The 15,185-nt window shown below is 63.7% G+C and carries 16 protein-coding genes; 8 read left to right on the top strand and 8 right to left on the bottom strand.

What is annotated here, in order from left to right:
• Positions 1-111: 111 nt before the first annotated feature.
• From PCS43_RS02160 to PCS43_RS02150, 3 genes are all read right to left on the bottom strand, one after another.
• Positions 112-1,083, bottom strand: a complete 972-nt coding sequence (locus PCS43_RS02160; protein ID WP_003942639.1) for a sigma-70 family RNA polymerase sigma factor — start codon at positions 1,081-1,083, stop codon at positions 112-114.
• 159 nt (positions 1,084-1,242) lie between these two features.
• On the bottom strand, positions 1,243-2,742 hold the full coding sequence (locus PCS43_RS02155) for a DUF7782 domain-containing protein (protein ID WP_054188517.1): 1,500 nt from the start codon (positions 2,740-2,742) through the stop codon (positions 1,243-1,245).
• A gap of 26 nt (positions 2,743-2,768) precedes the next feature.
• Complete coding sequence (locus tag PCS43_RS02150; protein ID WP_003942638.1) at positions 2,769-3,128, bottom strand: DUF3099 domain-containing protein; 360 nt, start codon at positions 3,126-3,128, stop codon at positions 2,769-2,771.
• A gap of 83 nt (positions 3,129-3,211) precedes the next feature.
• Between PCS43_RS02150 and PCS43_RS02145 the strand changes: the two genes are divergently transcribed.
• On the top strand, positions 3,212-3,448 hold the full coding sequence (locus PCS43_RS02145) for a DUF3039 domain-containing protein (RefSeq protein WP_003942602.1): 237 nt from the start codon (positions 3,212-3,214) through the stop codon (positions 3,446-3,448).
• On the opposite strand, the gene PCS43_RS02140 is transcribed toward PCS43_RS02145, so the two are convergent.
• Positions 3,421-4,683, bottom strand: coding sequence for a YihY/virulence factor BrkB family protein (locus PCS43_RS02140; protein ID WP_075833060.1), 1,263 nt, complete (start codon positions 4,681-4,683; stop codon positions 3,421-3,423). The genes PCS43_RS02145 and PCS43_RS02140 overlap by 28 nt on opposite strands.
• Positions 4,684-4,939: 256 nt before the next feature.
• Between PCS43_RS02140 and PCS43_RS02135 the strand changes: the two genes are divergently transcribed.
• The gene (locus PCS43_RS02135) at positions 4,940-6,718 is read left to right on the top strand and encodes a DEAD/DEAH box helicase (RefSeq protein WP_116058148.1); all 1,779 of its coding nucleotides are present in this window, start codon (positions 4,940-4,942) and stop codon (positions 6,716-6,718) included.
• 133 nt (positions 6,719-6,851) lie between these two features.
• On the opposite strand, the gene PCS43_RS02130 is transcribed toward PCS43_RS02135, so the two are convergent.
• Complete coding sequence (locus tag PCS43_RS02130; protein WP_003942643.1) at positions 6,852-7,043, bottom strand: DUF7455 domain-containing protein; 192 nt, start codon at positions 7,041-7,043, stop codon at positions 6,852-6,854.
• A gap of 234 nt (positions 7,044-7,277) precedes the next feature.
• Between PCS43_RS02130 and PCS43_RS02125 the strand changes: the two genes are divergently transcribed.
• The 4 genes from PCS43_RS02125 to PCS43_RS02110 all read left to right on the top strand — a co-directional run bounded on the left by PCS43_RS02125 (position 7,278) and on the right by PCS43_RS02110 (position 10,235).
• Positions 7,278-7,655: a DUF952 domain-containing protein gene (locus tag PCS43_RS02125; protein ID WP_007732832.1), complete on the top strand. Its 378-nt coding sequence runs from the start codon at positions 7,278-7,280 to the stop codon at positions 7,653-7,655.
• An 86-nt stretch (positions 7,656-7,741) separates the two neighbouring features.
• Positions 7,742-8,224: a cation:proton antiporter regulatory subunit gene (locus PCS43_RS02120; protein WP_021344116.1), complete on the top strand. Its 483-nt coding sequence runs from the start codon at positions 7,742-7,744 to the stop codon at positions 8,222-8,224.
• 7 nt (positions 8,225-8,231) lie between these two features.
• A complete protein-coding gene (locus tag PCS43_RS02115; protein ID WP_003942634.1) occupies positions 8,232-9,404 on the top strand; it encodes a cation:proton antiporter in 1,173 nt (390 codons plus the stop codon).
• Positions 9,405-9,425: 21 nt separating this feature from the next.
• Positions 9,426-10,235, top strand: a complete 810-nt coding sequence (locus PCS43_RS02110) for a tyrosine-protein phosphatase (protein ID WP_030536889.1) — start codon at positions 9,426-9,428, stop codon at positions 10,233-10,235.
• A gap of 69 nt (positions 10,236-10,304) precedes the next feature.
• Here the strand turns inward: PCS43_RS02110 and PCS43_RS02105 are convergent, their stop codons facing one another.
• Together PCS43_RS02105 and ppgK are read right to left on the bottom strand one after the other, a co-directional pair.
• A complete protein-coding gene (locus tag PCS43_RS02105; protein ID WP_370333980.1) occupies positions 10,305-11,729 on the bottom strand; it encodes an RNA polymerase sigma factor in 1,425 nt (474 codons plus the stop codon).
• Between the two features lie 112 nt (positions 11,730-11,841).
• Entirely contained in the window at positions 11,842-12,609 is a 768-nt protein-coding gene (gene ppgK, locus PCS43_RS02100) for a polyphosphate--glucose phosphotransferase (RefSeq protein WP_042449945.1), read from the bottom strand.
• Between the two features lie 169 nt (positions 12,610-12,778).
• On the opposite strand from ppgK, the gene PCS43_RS02095 reads away from it, so the two are divergent.
• On the top strand, positions 12,779-13,657 hold the full coding sequence (locus tag PCS43_RS02095; protein ID WP_209908426.1) for an inositol monophosphatase family protein: 879 nt from the start codon (positions 12,779-12,781) through the stop codon (positions 13,655-13,657).
• 6 nt (positions 13,658-13,663) lie between these two features.
• Here PCS43_RS02095 and cei read toward each other — a convergent pair whose 3' ends face one another.
• Positions 13,664-14,347, bottom strand: a complete 684-nt coding sequence (gene cei / locus PCS43_RS02090) for an envelope integrity protein Cei (RefSeq protein WP_003942618.1) — start codon at positions 14,345-14,347, stop codon at positions 13,664-13,666.
• A 533-nt stretch (positions 14,348-14,880) separates the two neighbouring features.
• Between cei and PCS43_RS02085 the strand changes: the two genes are divergently transcribed.
• Positions 14,881-15,183 carry a DUF4193 domain-containing protein gene (locus PCS43_RS02085; RefSeq protein ID WP_003942593.1) on the top strand — a complete coding sequence of 101 codons (303 nt, stop codon included), beginning with the start codon at positions 14,881-14,883 and terminating at the stop codon, positions 15,181-15,183.
• Positions 15,184-15,185: the final 2 nt, after the last annotated feature.

The raw sequence follows: 15,185 nt of genomic DNA, 5'->3' as shown, positions 1-15,185 counted from the left end.
CACCGGCCACCGCACATTCCCGAGGGGGAGGGAAGTAGCGGTGGCCGGTGCTTTGTGCGGTGCGTCAGCGCGAGTGGTGTGGCGCGCTGACGCACGTGCTGTGTTGTTTGATCAGCTCGCGTAGGACCGCAGTTTCTCGGCGCGATCGCCGACGCGGAGCTTGCCCATGACCTCACGCTCGATCTGACGAACCCGCTCACGCGAGAGGCCGAAGAGCTTGCCGATCTGATCGAGGGTGCGGGGCTGGCCGTCGTCGAGACCGTAGCGAAGTCGGATGACCTGCTGCTCCCGCTCGTCGAGCGTCCCGAGCACGCTGCGCACATCGCTGTGCAGCAGACCGGCGATGACGGCGTTCTCGGCCGAGGTCGCCTCGGAATCTTCGATGAAATCGCCCAAGGGCGCTTCTTCGTCGTTGCCCACAGGCATGTCCAGGCTTACCGGGTCGCGGCTGTGGTCGAGCAGGTCGGCAATCTTGTGCGCCGGGATGCCCGACTCTTCGGCCAACTCGTCGTCCGTGGCTTCTCGCCCGAGCTGCTGGTGCAGTTCGCGCTTGATGCGGGCGAGCTTGTTGACCTGCTCCACGAGGTGGACTGGGAGCCGGATGGTGCGGCTCTGATCAGCCATTCCGCGGGTGATTGCCTGACGGATCCACCAGGTGGCGTACGTCGAGAACTTGAAGCCCTTGGCGTAGTCGAACTTCTCCATTGCACGGATGAGTCCGAGGTTGCCTTCTTGAATCAGATCGAGGAGCGGCATGCCGCGGCCGGTGTAGCGCTTGGCCAGCGACACGACGAGTCGCAGGTTCGCTTCCAGGAGGTGGCTACGTGCCGACTGTCCCTCGCGAACGATCGTTGCGAGATCCCTCTTCTTGGCGACTGTCAGGCGCTTTCCCGTGGCAAGGACGTGGCTGGCGTACAGCCCCGCTTCGATTCGCTTCGCCAGTTCGACCTCGTCTGCTGCTGTCAGCAGTGCGGTACGACCGATCCCGTTCAGGTAGACGCGGACCAGGTCTGCGGCCGGGCTCTGGGCGTCCAGATCTGCGGCGCTCGGACGAATGCGAGTAGTGGTGCTGGGGCTTGTCATGACTTGCCTCCCTATCGGCGGTCTCTCACACAGTTCAACGTGTGAGAGTTCCGGGAAAGTTCCCGTGCCGATTTCCGCTAAATCGCCGTGACCTGCAGTTATTTCCCAGTCGTCCTGAGAAGTTGCTGAGAACACAAAAATCTGCAACTCACCGGGAACTCAGTTCGTGACGGGAAGCACCAACCCGTGCCGAACCAGCGAGACCATCATTGTGACGACGGCCTCACGTAGCTGGTCCGGGTCTTCGCCGTTCGCCGCGGCAAGAAGTTCGATCAATTCGTCGACCACCAGTCCATCCGCTCGGAGTCCGGCCAACAGCGCAGCACCGAGCTCGTCGATCTCGTGCTGCCAGTGCGGTCCGTTGCCGCGGTGCACACGCGTGACCACTTGTTGCCATCCCTCGTCACCGGGGAGGTAGACGCGTTCGAGAGCCGTGTCCGGATCGAGGACGAAGCGTTCCTCGAGGACGTCGTGTTCACGCAACCAGGCAAGACGGTCGAAGTAAGCGAGCGCCTCGGCCCCGAGCGGGTCCGAGAAGCCGTGCATGAGGTCCTCGGCCATCAGGTCGGTGGGGGAGTCGGTGCGGCGAAGGAACACGAAACCGAAGCCGACGCCCTCGACGTCGGATTCTTCGAGGTGATCCAGCCAGGCGTTTGCTCTCGATGCCGTTTCCGGATCTCGCGGATCCTGCCCGCCGTCCTTGAGCCACGTACCGACGTACAGAGCCGGATCCGCGACATCGCGCTGGACCACCCAGGCATCGACGCCGTGGGCCGGCAGCCACGACGCGATCCGCGACCTCCAGTCCTGCCCTTCGACGTGCACCCAGGACGCCAACAGAGCTGCCGTGCCGCCGGGGTTCAGGTAGTCGATCGATTGCGAGATCATCAATTCGCTCGCACCGTCGAGATCGAGGCCGGAATCGCGGTACGTGTGATGGACGCGTGCCTCGCCGACGACAAACGGCGGATTGGCGACCACCTGGTCGAAGGTTCGACCCTCGACGGGTTCGAACCAGGACCCTTGAAGGAGTTCGACGTCCAGTCCGTTGAGGGCCATGGTTGCTGCCGTGAGGTCGACAGCACGTTGATTGATGTCGGTTGCGGTGACCGAATCGGCGTACGTGTTCGCGTGCAGGGCTTGGATGCCGCATCCGGTACCGAGGTCGAGCACGCTGCCGACCCTCGCGGTGGGCGTGGCCTGCAGCAAGGACAGTGACGCATGCCCGACGCCCAGCACATGATCGGCCGTGGCCTTCTTGGGACGGATTCCGCCGTCGAGATCCGAGATCACCCAACGATCGCCGTCGCCGACGTCGATGGGGCGAAGATCCACCGCGGCCCGCACGAGCGGATTCTCACTGTCGAAGTTCTCACCTTCGAGCAGACCGGCGTCGACGCACTGCGCGATTGTCAGCGGAGCCAGCGCCGCGGCGACGTCGCCCGCCGGGCAGTCATCGGCGAGAAGGAACAGTCTGATGAGAACGCCCAGGTCCCCGAGTTCTCGGGTGGCGCGGCGCACGGGCACCGGCTCACTTCGACCGAGGGCAGCGTGAACTTCGGGACCCAACGCCTCGAGCATGGTTCCGGTGTCGAATCGATTGCGAAGCAGAGCCTCACGCAGCGCAGGGGTGATGGACAGGAGCGTTTCGCTTCTCACCCTGTCATTCTCGCAGGCGGAACTTGTCAGCCTTCGATGGTGTGGTGCGTCGCGGATTCGATCTCGCCTGCGGTCTTCTTTCGTCCGTCGTATCGACTCGGTTCGTCCTTGGTGCGCGGTGGTCGGTCGTTGGCGATCAGGACGGCGATCCAGGGAAGCGGAATGGATGCACCGATGATGAGCATCGAGATCCAGGCGTTGGCCCAGATGCCGTACGCGATCGCCGCGAGGATCAACGCCGGGAACCGGAAGGACATGATGATCATGTACTTGCGCACTCGGGCTTTGTGCTGTTCTTCGACGGACTGCTGCGCTTCGGTGATCAGTACGGGATTGTCGGGAGTCCCGGCCTCGTCGGACCTGCCGAACGCGCCATTTCGTGCCATGACTCCACTGTTCCACTCTCGGCCGACAATTGCACACGACCCGTGGGTCGCACCGCTGTGACGGAGACGGCATTATTGGAGGGGTGAGCACTCAAACCAAGGAACGTCCCGACGTCTCCACCGACGAAACGACCGACGACGACACCCCGAAGTTCTTCCACTACGTGAAGAAGAACAAGATCGCCGAGAGCGCCGTCATGGGAACCCATGTCGTCGCGCTGTGCGGTGAGGTGTTTCCCGTGACGAAGTCCGCCAAGCCGGGATCACCGGTGTGCCCGGACTGCAAGAAGATTTACGAAGGACTCCGTAAGGGCGACTGACCTCGGGTCACGCGAGCGGGAGTACTTCCGGAGCTCGGCGGATCGACAGCCTCGACGCAGTCGGCCGCCGGGCTCTTCGCGTCTGCGTGCGGTTCATCGCAGGGATCTTGGTCGACGCACGAGTTCTGGCGCGACTCCGATTGTCTGCTCTCGGTTTGTCTGCTGCGGGGCCGCCCGTACGAGGGGACCGTGGCCGGGTCCGCTTTGTCGCCCGAGATGCGGATGGGGCTGGTGGCCAGGTGCCAGGTCAGGTTGGTGACCGGACCGGTCTTTTCGTCGGTGTTCTGAGCCGCAAGCCACTCTCGCATCTGCTCCATCCGAGTGGCACGAGCGGGCCAGAACTCCTGAACCGTCGCGTTGAACTCGGCGCCGAGGACGACGGCAAAACCGAGGAAGAACGTGAAGAGCAGAAACGCGATCGGCGTTGCCAACGCGCCGTACGTGTAGCCGGTGCTGGTGACGAATCCCAGGTACCAGCGCAATCCGGTGCTGGCGGCCATGAAGAACACACCGGCGACCAGGGCGCCCGCGAGCAGCCGATGCCACGGCAGCGACTTCGGCAGAGCGACCTTGTAGAGCGTCGTGAGGCCGATGATCACCAGCAGACCGACAGCGGGGTAGTAGAACGTGTCGACCAGATTCGATCCGACCACGTACCAGGAGGCCGGCAGTGCTCGCCCGACGAGCGTCGGCCCCAGAGCTACCAGCGGCAGGATGAACACCGCCATCACCAGGAACATCACGTAGAGCAGCAGGGCGAAGATGCGCTGCCAGATGGGATTGCGGGCATCCTGCTGCCCGTGTGCTTCCACGATCGAGTCGACGAACGTACTGATCGCCGATGATCCCGCCCACAGGGAGAGCAGGAAGCCCACCGAGATGATCTCCGGGCGTCCGCGCTGAAGGACGTCCGTCACCGTCGGGCGGATGATCTGGTCGACGACGCTTTCGCTGAAGATCGTTCCGCTGAACGTGACGATCTTGGATTCGATGATCTCGACGGTGTTGGGTCCGAACCACCCACCGATGTAGCCGATCATTCCCAGAAGGCCGAGCAGCAGGGGAGCAAGCGACAGCGTTTGCCAGAACGCGGCCGTAGCCGCCTTTCCGAAGATGGAATCGTCCCAGGCCTTGCTCAGGGTTCGACCGATCAACTGCCCGGTGCGGCGTAGCGGATGCCATCTGCGGTGGTGCAGATCACTTCCGCTCGACTTCTCGCCTCGCGCTTCACTCATGATGTCTCCAGCATCCCTGACGACACACCCGGTTGCCCAACCATGGCGCCGACGTGTCGCACATTTCTGAGACAATTCGCGTGCAGGTCGGCAGGATGCGAGAACGGCGAAACCTCGCCGGCCGGAGTGAGAACGGCCATGAGTACGCGCTTCGAGTGCGGCTTTCGTCGGTGGCGGCGGCTAGGCTCGTCGCCGGACATTGATGAAAATTCGAGGAGCGCGAGACAACAGTGCGATTCCAGTGGAGGCGCGGCCTATGACGTCTGAGACCGTGGCAGCCGAGTTCGGCAAGTCGCCCGAACCCGCCGGAGCTCAATCCGCGGGAACCCAACCTGGCGCCCCTACCGGTTCCCTTCGTGCATGGCAGCGCCGTGCACTGACCAAATACCTTTCCAGCAGCCCGCGTGACTTTCTGGCGGTCGCAACGCCGGGAGCAGGTAAGACCACCTTCGCTCTGCGGGTAGCTTCGGAATTGCTCCGTGACCGGACGGTCGACCAGATAACCGTCGTGGCGCCGACCGAGCACCTCAAACACCAGTGGGCGGAGTCCGCACAGCGCTCCGGCCTCGCATTGGATTCGCGGTTCTCCAACTCGACCGGCCAGACCTCGAGTGACTATCACGGCGTCGTGCTGACCTACGCCCAGGTTGCCTCGCACCCGTCGAAGCATCGTGTGCGGACCGAGGGCCGCAAGACGCTGGTCATCCTCGACGAGATCCACCACGGCGGCGACGCCAAGAGCTGGGGCGACGCCATTCGTGAAGCGTTCGGCGACGCGACCAGGCGTCTCGCACTGACCGGAACCCCGTTCCGCAGTGACGACAGTGCCATTCCTTTTGTCGAGTACGAGCCGGACAAGGAAGGTCTGCTCCGCTCGAAAGCCGACCACTCCTACGGATATTCGGATGCCCTCAAGGACGGCGTGGTTCGCCCCGTCGTGTTTCTCGCCTACTCGGGCGAGGCACGGTGGCGAAACAACGCCGGCGAGGAATTCACCGCTCGACTCGGCGAGCCGCTGAGCGCCGAGCAGACGACTCGGGCCTGGCGCACGGCCTTGGACCCTGCCGGCGACTGGATTCCTGCCGTGCTGCAAGCAGCAGACACCCGTTTGGCGCAGCTGCGCAGTACCGGTATGCCCGATGCCGGCGGACTTGTCATCGCGACGGACCAGACAGTGGCCCGCGAGTACGCGAAGGCCCTGACCGCGATCACCGGCGAACAGCCGGCTGTCGTGCTGTCCGACGACCCCACCGCGTCCAAGCGAATCGCCGAATTCGGTGCGAGCGACCAGAAATGGATGGTCGCGGTCCGCATGGTGTCCGAGGGCGTCGATGTTCCCCGTCTGGCGGTCGGTGTGTACGCGACCAGCGCGTCGACTCCGCTGTACTTCGCTCAGGCGATCGGGCGCTTCGTGCGCTCGCGTCGTAAGGGCGAAACTGCCAGCGTCTTCCTGCCGTCGGTGCCGGTGCTTCTCGACCTTGCCGCACAGCTCGAGGCCCAGCGTGATCACGTACTCGGCAAGCCGCATCGTGAGAAGGACGGCCTCGAAGACGACCTGCTCGCCGATGCGAACAAGCAGAAGGACGAGCTGGGCGAGGAGGAGAAGGCGTTCACGTCCCTGGGCGCCGATGCCGAACTCGACCAGGTGATCTACGACGGATCGTCCTTCGGTACCGCGACATTCGCCGGAAGTGACGAGGAAGCCGACTACCTCGGTCTGCCAGGTCTACTCGACGCCGATCAGATGCGGGCGTTGCTGCGTCAACGCCAGCAGACACAGGTCGAGGCCAACTCGGCCAAGGCTCCCGCCCCGCAACCCACGGCGGCAGTGGTATCCGATCGAGCGGCCACGGCAGATCAGCTCGGTGCGCTCCGCAAGGAGCTGAACGGGTTGGTGGCGATGAACGTCCACCGCACCGGTAAGCCGCACGGCATCATTCACGCGGAACTGCGCCGGGTGTGCGGCGGTCCGCCGACGGCCATCGCTACTGTCGATCAGCTGACCGAACGCATCGCGATTCTCCGCAGCTGGTAGCAGCCGATACCGGTCCCGCACGCTTCGCGTGCTTGCGACCCCGGAACGGCAGAACGGGCGATCACAGTGACTGTGATCGCCCGTTCTGGCGTTCATGGCGCGCCTCGTGAAGAGGCCACCCCCGGCTGACAGGTCAGATTGCGGGTTCGCTTTCGGAGACGACGGCATTCATCTCGCGAAGTCGATCCGCGTGTTCGGTTGCGTGGTGTCCGCAGAAGAGAAGCTCGCCGCCGGTGGGAAGCACGGCGCGTACGCGTGCTCCGGCACCGCACCGGTCGCACCGGTCGGCTGCGGTCAACTGTGGGCTGGTCAGTGTTCCGGGCATGACTCCTCCGTACTGGCTTTGCGGCATTCGGGCCGCGTGCCTGGGGCCTGGTCCGCCGCGTCGGAATGGCGCGGTAGATCCACTCTTACAGACGTTTGGGGTTTACGGGTTGTTCCCGAAGGCGTTTCTTAGTGTTGTGTCTCACTGGAAATGCGCTGGGCAGGCATTCTCGGGTGAAGATTGTTCGCTGACAGCTGATTCGGATCGCCGACCTCAGCCCGATATTCTGGGCGGATGAACCCGGGACGCGAACCACTTGTCGACGAGAGCGTCGAGTTGCTCCACATGTGCACGCGCGAGGAGTGGGCGCGGGCACAACAGCTCGGTGAACGTATCCCCGACGGATTCGAGGCGGAGGGATTTGTCCACATGTCGACTCCGGCGCAAGTTCATCTCCCGGCCAATCGGATCTTTGCCGGCCGTGACGACATAGTCCTTCTGGCTATCGATCCGGCCTTGCTCGGCGGTCAGGTCAAGTACGAACCGGGTGTCCCCTCGGACCCGGAATCGATGCGATTCCCGCATCTGTACGCCCCGATTCCCGTCGCAGCCGTCACCGCTGTCGTCGAGTATTTTCCGGGCGAGAACGGCGTGTTTTCGCCGGTTCGGTAGGTCGCCGGTTGGCCGGTCGTGAACTGTGCCCTGCGGATTACGGCCCTCCCGCGATGCAGGTCACCGATCGGCGCTACCGTTGGTATATGAACGTAGAAGTCACCCCACTACCGGGGATCGGGACGCGCAAGGATTTTGTTCTGTCTTCCGGTCGTCGCGTGGGTGTCGTCACCCATCGGGACGGTCATACCGACCTCATCGTTTCCAAGGCAGACGACCCTGACGCGTGTGCTGCCTCGCTGCCTCTGACCACCGAGGAAGCGGCAGCGCTCAGCAATCTCCTGGGTGCCCCCCAGCTCGTTGCTCAGCTCGAGGAAGAGCACCGTGATCTTCCGGGCATTCGAACCAAGCAGCTCTACATCAAGGACGGTTCTCGCTACGACGGACAGACCCTCGGGGACACCGGCATGCGCACGCGTACCGGAGTGTCCATCGTCGCCGTCATGCGGGCAGGACAGGTGAGCCCGTCTCCGAACCCCGACTTCACGTTCACCGGGGGAGACCTTCTCGTGGCAGTCGGAACGCCGGACGGTTTGGCTGCAGCGGCAAAAATCTTGGCCAACGGCTGACTGGCGCGTGGACACAACCACCCTCGCACTGATCGAACTCGGCGCGGTCTTCTTCGCGCTCGGACTGCTCGGACGGCTCGCTGCTCGCGTCGGCATGTCGCCGATCCCGTTCTACCTGATCGGCGGCCTGTGCTTCGGACAGGGCGGTTTCATCCAGCTCGGCGACATCGGCGAGTTCTCCCATCTGGCAAGTGAGATCGGGATCGTCCTGCTCTTGCTGCTGTTGGGGCTCGAATACACTGCGGCCGAGCTCGTCACCGGTCTCAAACGCTCGCGGGTAGCCGGCATCGTCGACATCGTCCTCAACGCCACCCCTGGCGCGGTTGTCGGCTTGATGCTCGGTTGGGGCGTCGTGGGGGCGACGGTCATGGCCGGCGTCACCTACATCTCGTCTTCGGGAATCATCGCCAAGGTGCTCAGCGACCTGGGGCGCCTCGGTAACCGCGAGACACCGGTCGTGCTGTCGATTCTGGTGTTCGAAGACCTGGCGATGGCGCTGTACCTGCCGATTCTGACCGCGATGCTCGCGGGCGTGAGCTTCATGGGCGGGCTCGAAGCGGTCGGCATCTCGTTGTTGGTCATCACCGTGGTACTTGTTGTGGCCCTCCGATACGGACGGTACGTCTCCGCCCTCCTCGACAGTCCCGACAGTGAGACGCTCCTGCTCAAGCTGCTCGGTGCCGCACTGTTGGTCGCCGGCATCAGTTCGGCGATGCAGGTGTCGGCGGCTGTGGGCGCATTCCTCCTCGGAATCGCGATCTCGGGGTCGACGGCGCACAATGCCAGTCGCGTGCTCGAGCCCCTTCGAGATCTGTTCGCCGCAATGTTCTTCGTGGTCTTCGGTCTCAACACCGATCCCAGTTCCATTCCGCCAGTCCTCGGATGGGCCGCGATCCTGGCAGTGGTCACGGCGATCACGAAGCTGGTAACCGGCGCTTGGGCGGCCAGACGTCAGGGTGTCGCGCGAATGGGTCAGGCGCGCGCCGGTGCCGCTCTGATCGCCCGCGGTGAGTTCTCCATCATCATCGCAGGCCTCGCGGTGTCCGCAGGCGCCGTCGACGCCGAACTTGCCGCATTGGCAACTGCTTACGTGCTCCTGATGGCGGTCATCGGCCCGGTGGCGGCAAGAGTTATCGAACCGGTCGCCTCGTTGTACATCAAGGTTCGTACGAAGTCCTGATTGCGGTCCTATTCTGTCCGGATGTCGAACAGAATCGCCCGTCCCGCCGCGACCGCTCTGTGTGCGCTGATCATCTCGTGTGCACCGGTCCCGGCGCTCGCCGGTGGAATTCCCGCTCTCGACCACGCCGGACCCACAGCTGCGCAGGTTGCCGCGGATCGATCGCTACACCTCGAGGGTGCGTCGAACGCGCGTGACATCGGTGGCTACGACGCCGCGGACGGGCAGACCGTTCGGTGGGGGAAGGTATTTCGCTCGAATGCCCTCGACAAGCTGACACCGTCGGATCTCGCGTCGTTGAGCGAACGCGGAGTGGAATCGGTCGACGACTTCCGTACGGTCGTCGAACGAACGCTCTCGCAGGATCGCCTTCCGAACGGGGCGCGAAGCAACTGGTTCGACGTCATCGGAACCAACCCCGCCAACCTCCCGGCGCTGGTGGACATGCCGACGATGTACGCGTTGATGGTGACCGATCCGGGGGCGAGCCGCGCATTCCACGACGCGCTGGTGAACGTCGCGAACACCGACGGTTCAGTCCTCTACCACTGCTCGGCGGGCAAGGACCGTACCGGTTGGATGACCGCAGTTCTCCTGACCGTCCTCGGCGTGAGTCGCACCGACGTGAACGCCGATTACATGCTCAGCAATCAGTACCTCACCGGACCCCGCACGGGGAGCGCGTTCATCGACGGCGTCGAACAGTCTTGGCTGGACACGTCTTTCGCCACGGTGGATCGGGTGTACGGCAACTTCGACAACTACGTCCGGGACGGCCTTCAGTTGAGCGAGGACGATGTCGCACAACTCCGGGACACACTCTTGGTCTGAGGCGGCAAACGCACAAGAGCCGCTCTCCGGCGATCCGGAGAGCGGCTCTTGTGTGCATAGCTGGTGTGACTAGTCGAGGTAGTCGCGCAGAACCTGCGAACGCGACGGGTGGCGCAGCTTCGACATCGTCTTCGATTCGATCTGGCGGATACGCTCACGCGTGACGCCGTAGACCTGTCCGATTTCGTCTAAAGTCCTCGGCTGACCGTCGGTGAGACCGAAGCGGAGGCGAACCACGCCGGCTTCGCGCTCGGACAGCGTCTCGAGTACCGACTGCAGCTGATCCTGCAGCAAGGTGAACGAGACGGCATCGACTGCGACAACAGCTTCGGAGTCCTCGATGAAGTCACCGAGCTGGCTGTCGCCCTCGTCGCCGATGGTCTGGTCGAGAGAGATCGGCTCACGCGCGTACTGCTGGATTTCCAGCACCTTCTCCGGCGTGATGTCCATTTCCTTGGCGAGCTCTTCCGGCGTGGGCTCACGGCCCAGGTCCTGGAGCAGCTCACGCTGGATACGGCCGAGCTTGTTGATGACCTCGACCATGTGCACCGGGATACGGATGGTGCGAGCCTGGTCGGCCATTGCGCGGGTGATGGCCTGACGGATCCACCACGTGGCGTAGGTCGAGAACTTGTAACCCTTGGTGTAGTCGAACTTCTCGACTGCACGGATCAGACCGAGGTTGCCTTCCTGGATGAGGTCCAGGAACGCCATGCCGCGGCCCGTGTAGCGCTTGGCCAGCGAGACGACCAGGCGGAGGTTGGCCTCGAGGAGGTGGTTCTTGGCGCGGTTGCCGTCGCGGCAGATCCAGCTCATGTCGCGTCGCTGAGCCGCAGGCAACTTCTCGCCCTTGTCAGCGAGGTCCTGCATGATCTGCACGGCGTAGAGGCCGGCCTCGATGCGCTTGGCCAGTTCGACTTCCTCTTCGGCGTTGAGGAGTGCGACCTTGCCGATCTGCTTGAGGTAGGCGCGAACCGAGTCGGCGGACGCCGTCAGTTCGGCATCCTTGCGTGCCTGACGGAGAGCCTCGGACTCTTCCTCGTCCCAGACGAAGTCGCCGGAAGCCTTGTCCTTCTCGGACGGCTCTGCAGCGGTCTCTTCGTCTTCGCCGACTGCTACGACCTCGACGACATCGGACTCGACCTCGGCAAGGTCGCCGTCCGTGATGTCGATGTCTTCCAACTCGACATCGCCGTCTTCGGCGTCAGGATCGCCGGCCTTCTTGGGGCTGGCCTTCTTAGCTGCTGCCTTCTTGGCCGGAGCTTTCTTGGCCGGAGCCTTCTTTGCTGCTGCCTTCTTGGCGGGGGCCTTTTTCGCCGGAGCCTTCTTGGCTGCCGGAGCGGTGACGGTGGCCGCCTCCACGGCTGGAGATTGTGGCTCTGACTCTGATGGAGAATCAGCAGTCTGACGTGTATCGGTGGCTGCCACGTACGCCCTTTCGTGACGGTGTCGTGCGGCGTCACGCCAGAGTGGTGATCCGGCGGAGAGGTCAATGGTTGTTGGCCGGCGCGCAGCCGGACTTCACCATTGTAACGACTCTCAGGAAACTCTTACGTCACGGCGGGCCGTAACAGGTAGATTTTCCGCTTTTCACGTGCGGGTATTCTCATCCGGCGACGGAGGCCGGCCTAGTCAGTCCGACCGATGCGAGCGCAGCTCCGGCAATTCCGGCGGTGTTGAGAAGGGTGGCGGGGACGACCTTGGTGCGGTTGGTCAGATGCGGAATCCACTTCTCGTGCTTGCGGCTGATACCGCCTCCGGCGATGAAGAGATCTGGCCAGAGCAGGTTCTCGAAGGTGGTCAGAACTCGCGAGACCTCGACGGCCCACTCCTTGTAGCTCCAGTCCTTCTTCTCCTTCACCGACGACGCCGCCCGGTGCTCGGCTTCCTTGCCGTCGACCTCGAGGTGACCGAACTCGGTGTTGGGCAACAGAACTCCGTTGTGCAGCACGGCAGATCCGATTCCGGTGCCGAAGGTCAACAAGATCACGACGCCGGAGGTGTCCTTACCCGCTCCGAACGAGTCCTCGGCGATTCCGGCAGCGTCGGCGTCGTTGAGGACGGTGACCTCGCGCCCGCCCAGCGCCTTGCCGAACAGAGCGGCCGCGTCGGTGTCGATCCAGGACTTGTCGATGTTCGCGGCGCTTCGCGCGACGCCGCCGGTCACGACAGCGGGCAAGGTGATGCCGACCGGACCGGTCCACTTGGCCTGCTCGACGATCTCGGCGACAGTGCCCGCGATCGCATCGGGTGTGGACGGCTGCGGGGTCAGGATCTTGATGCGGTCACCGATCATTTCCCCGGTGCTCAGGTCGATCGTGCCGCCCTTGACGCCGCTGCCGCCGACGTCGATCCCGAAACCTGTGGTTGTCATCGTCCTGCGCTCCTGAGTGTCGAATTCGAGGTCACGATCTACCGTTGCAAACACTAACCCGAACAAGGACCCGGGCGCGTCCTCTCGAACCGCCCACCTCGAGACGTTCGAGTGGTGCCCCTCGGTAGAGATGTGTTGCGATGGTCCGGTGCGCCCTTCAGAAAGAACGTTGCCCGACTTTTCCGCCGATTCTCTGGACCCCGCACAGTTGCGGGAAGTAGCCGTAGCCGTCGCCGAACGCGCAGCCGAACACGTCCGCTTGCGTCGGCCCGAGGTATTCGGCCTGGTGGGTTCCGGTGCCGCCGAGGGTGGTTCGGTTGCGGCGAAGAGCACGCCCACCGATCCCGTCACGGTGGTCGATACCGAAACCGAACAGGTGATTCGCGACCTTCTGGCGCAATGGCGGCCTGCAGATTCGATCCTGGGTGAGGAAGGTGGCGGAGACACCGACGATTCCGCGGGAGTTCGATGGGTTGTCGATCCCATCGACGGCACGGTGAATTTTCTCTACGGAATCCCCGCGTTCGCCATCTCGGTGGCCGTACAGATCGACGGGTTCTCGGTAGCCGGGGCTGTCGTCGACGTGTCGTTGGAAACCACGTACGCCGCGCATCGGGGCGGCGGTGCAACCATGACCACGGCCGACGGCGTCGTCAGCGACCTGCAAGCCAATGAAGTGACCGAGCTGTCAATGGCGCTGTTGGCCACCGGCTTCGGTTACGGAGCGGATCGCCGGAAGGTGCAGGGCACGTTGATCGGGCAGATCCTGCCGCAGGTTCGCGACATCCGACGCATCGGTTCGGCGGCTTTGGATCTGTGCATGGTTGCCACCGGCCGGGTCGACGCTCACTTCGAACACGGACTGAGTCCATGGGACTGGGCAGCCGGCTCCTTGATCGCTTCCGAAGCGGGCGCCGTCATCAACGTCCCGGCGCCCAATTCCACGTCGGACGACGGCGATGTCGTTTACGCAGTCGCTCCGGGGATCGCCGAGCAGTTCGCGCACATGCTCGGAGCTACCGGCGCAGATCAGCCGATTCCGAGCTGAGGCTTGTCAGCAGCGCGCCGTGCGCGCTGCTTTGAGCAGTGCGATGTCCATGGGGGCGACTTCGGCGTTTGCGGGTTGCTCGGCCAGAGCATGCAAGATCGCGGTGGCGTCGGTGTTGGGGGTCAGGGCGCCCTTGTTGTACGTGCCGAGAGCCAGGTCGACGGTGTCGTCGCCGCGGCCGTCCTGGACCAGTTCGGCGCAGGGGGCGACCAGCCATACGGAACTGGCGGCGGCGAGGCCGTTCGCTCCGAATCGGATCTGACCCTGGCACTCCATGTTCTGGTCGACGTAGACGGGGTCGTTTCCGACCTGGACGTCCGGCGCGCTGGAGAAGCCGAACTCGCTCAGTTGCGCTGCCACCTGGGCCGCCTGGCCGTGTTCACCGTTGGCGTTGAACACACGAACCTTGGTGGCGGCGAGGGGAGCGGGATCCACGTCGAGCAGCTTCGAGCGGTCGACGACGGTTCCCAGCGGTAGTGGCGCCGCTGCCGAAGGATCGGACGAAGGTTGCGGCAGGTTGCAGGCGACGGTGTCACTGACTTCCGCCTCGGCGCTCAGGATGCGGACCCACAAGACACTGCCGATCAATGCGAGTACCGCGAACACGGCGATCACCGGCCACGCGCGCCGACGGCGGAACGGACGTCCCTGGTCATCGGTAGAGCTGCCTTCGGTGATCAGAGAAACCACGGTATCCCTCGACTTTCTTGACGAAACTTCTACTTCGCCATCGGGCCGAGCGGCGCCGGCATGACGTTCGGTGCCTACCTTAGAGGGCCTGTGTGACGAGACAGCCGAAGCGAGGCTCGACGCGTCGAGTCCTTGTCGATTGCGAAACGGCAGTTGGCCGATTACCGGCCTGTTTCTACCCGGATTCGGCCCGAAAACATCGTGGAAAGGTCACAGCTTGCTCTTGCCTTGGTGACAATTCGCAGTCATTTTTCGGAAATTTCCGATTCGGTTACTACTTTCGTGCTCACGTCGGCTACTGTCTGGCGGCCCAGGTCGTTCAACTGGGCATCGGCCGGACGCCGAAATGACAACCAAATGAGGCGCAGATCACGTTCTCGGAAGGAACTTCCGGGCACTAATTCCGGTCCTGCAGCGTTATGCAGCGACAGGGAATGATCTGGATGCCACGGCGGTTTCCATGCGCATCAAGGATCTACCGGATTCTCGGCGCACACGGGACCGGGATACACGAAGAGGATGGGGTAGACGAGATGGCAACTGACTACGACGCACCGAGGCGTACAGAGTCCGACGAGGTTTCGGAGGACTCGCTCGAGGAGCTGAAGGCGCGACGCAACGAAGCGCAGTCAGCCGTCGTCGACATCGACGAGACGGACACCGCGGAGTCCTTCGAGCTGCCGGGTGCCGACCTTTCCGGCGAGGAGCTCTCGGTTCGAGTTGTTCCGAAGCAGGCAGACGAGTTCACGTGTTCGAGCTGCTTCCTGGTTCATCACCGCAGCCGCCTGGCCAGTGATGCCAACGGACAGCTCGTATGCATGGACTGCGCTGCCTGATC

This window comes from Rhodococcus sp. C-2, from assembly GCF_027854095.1.
Lineage (GTDB): Bacteria > Actinomycetota > Actinomycetes > Mycobacteriales > Mycobacteriaceae > Rhodococcus_F > Rhodococcus_F qingshengii.
Note: the sequence above shows the minus strand (reverse complement) of the source record. Positions and strands in the feature narration are given on the sequence as shown.

Excerpts from the sequence above, each read along its gene's own strand:
- PCS43_RS02160 (WP_003942639.1), bottom strand. The coding sequence starts at position 1,083 with ATGACAAGCCCCAGCACCACTACTCGCATTCGTCCGAGCGCCGCAGAT.
- PCS43_RS02150 (WP_003942638.1), bottom strand. The coding sequence starts at position 3,128 with ATGGCACGAAATGGCGCGTTCGGCAGGTCCGACGAGGCCGGGACTCCC.
- PCS43_RS02140 (WP_075833060.1), bottom strand. The coding sequence starts at position 4,683 with ATGAGTGAAGCGCGAGGCGAGAAGTCGAGCGGAAGTGATCTGCACCAC.
- PCS43_RS02135 (WP_116058148.1), top strand. The coding sequence starts at position 4,940 with ATGACGTCTGAGACCGTGGCAGCCGAGTTCGGCAAGTCGCCCGAACCC.
- PCS43_RS02130 (WP_003942643.1), bottom strand. The coding sequence starts at position 7,043 with ATGCCCGGAACACTGACCAGCCCACAGTTGACCGCAGCCGACCGGTGC.
- PCS43_RS02125 (WP_007732832.1), top strand. The coding sequence starts at position 7,278 with ATGAACCCGGGACGCGAACCACTTGTCGACGAGAGCGTCGAGTTGCTC.
- PCS43_RS02120 (WP_021344116.1), top strand. The coding sequence starts at position 7,742 with ATGAACGTAGAAGTCACCCCACTACCGGGGATCGGGACGCGCAAGGAT.
- PCS43_RS02110 (WP_030536889.1), top strand. The coding sequence starts at position 9,426 with ATGTCGAACAGAATCGCCCGTCCCGCCGCGACCGCTCTGTGTGCGCTG.
- ppgK (WP_042449945.1), bottom strand. The coding sequence starts at position 12,609 with ATGACAACCACAGGTTTCGGGATCGACGTCGGCGGCAGCGGCGTCAAG.
- PCS43_RS02085 (WP_003942593.1), top strand. The coding sequence starts at position 14,881 with ATGGCAACTGACTACGACGCACCGAGGCGTACAGAGTCCGACGAGGTT.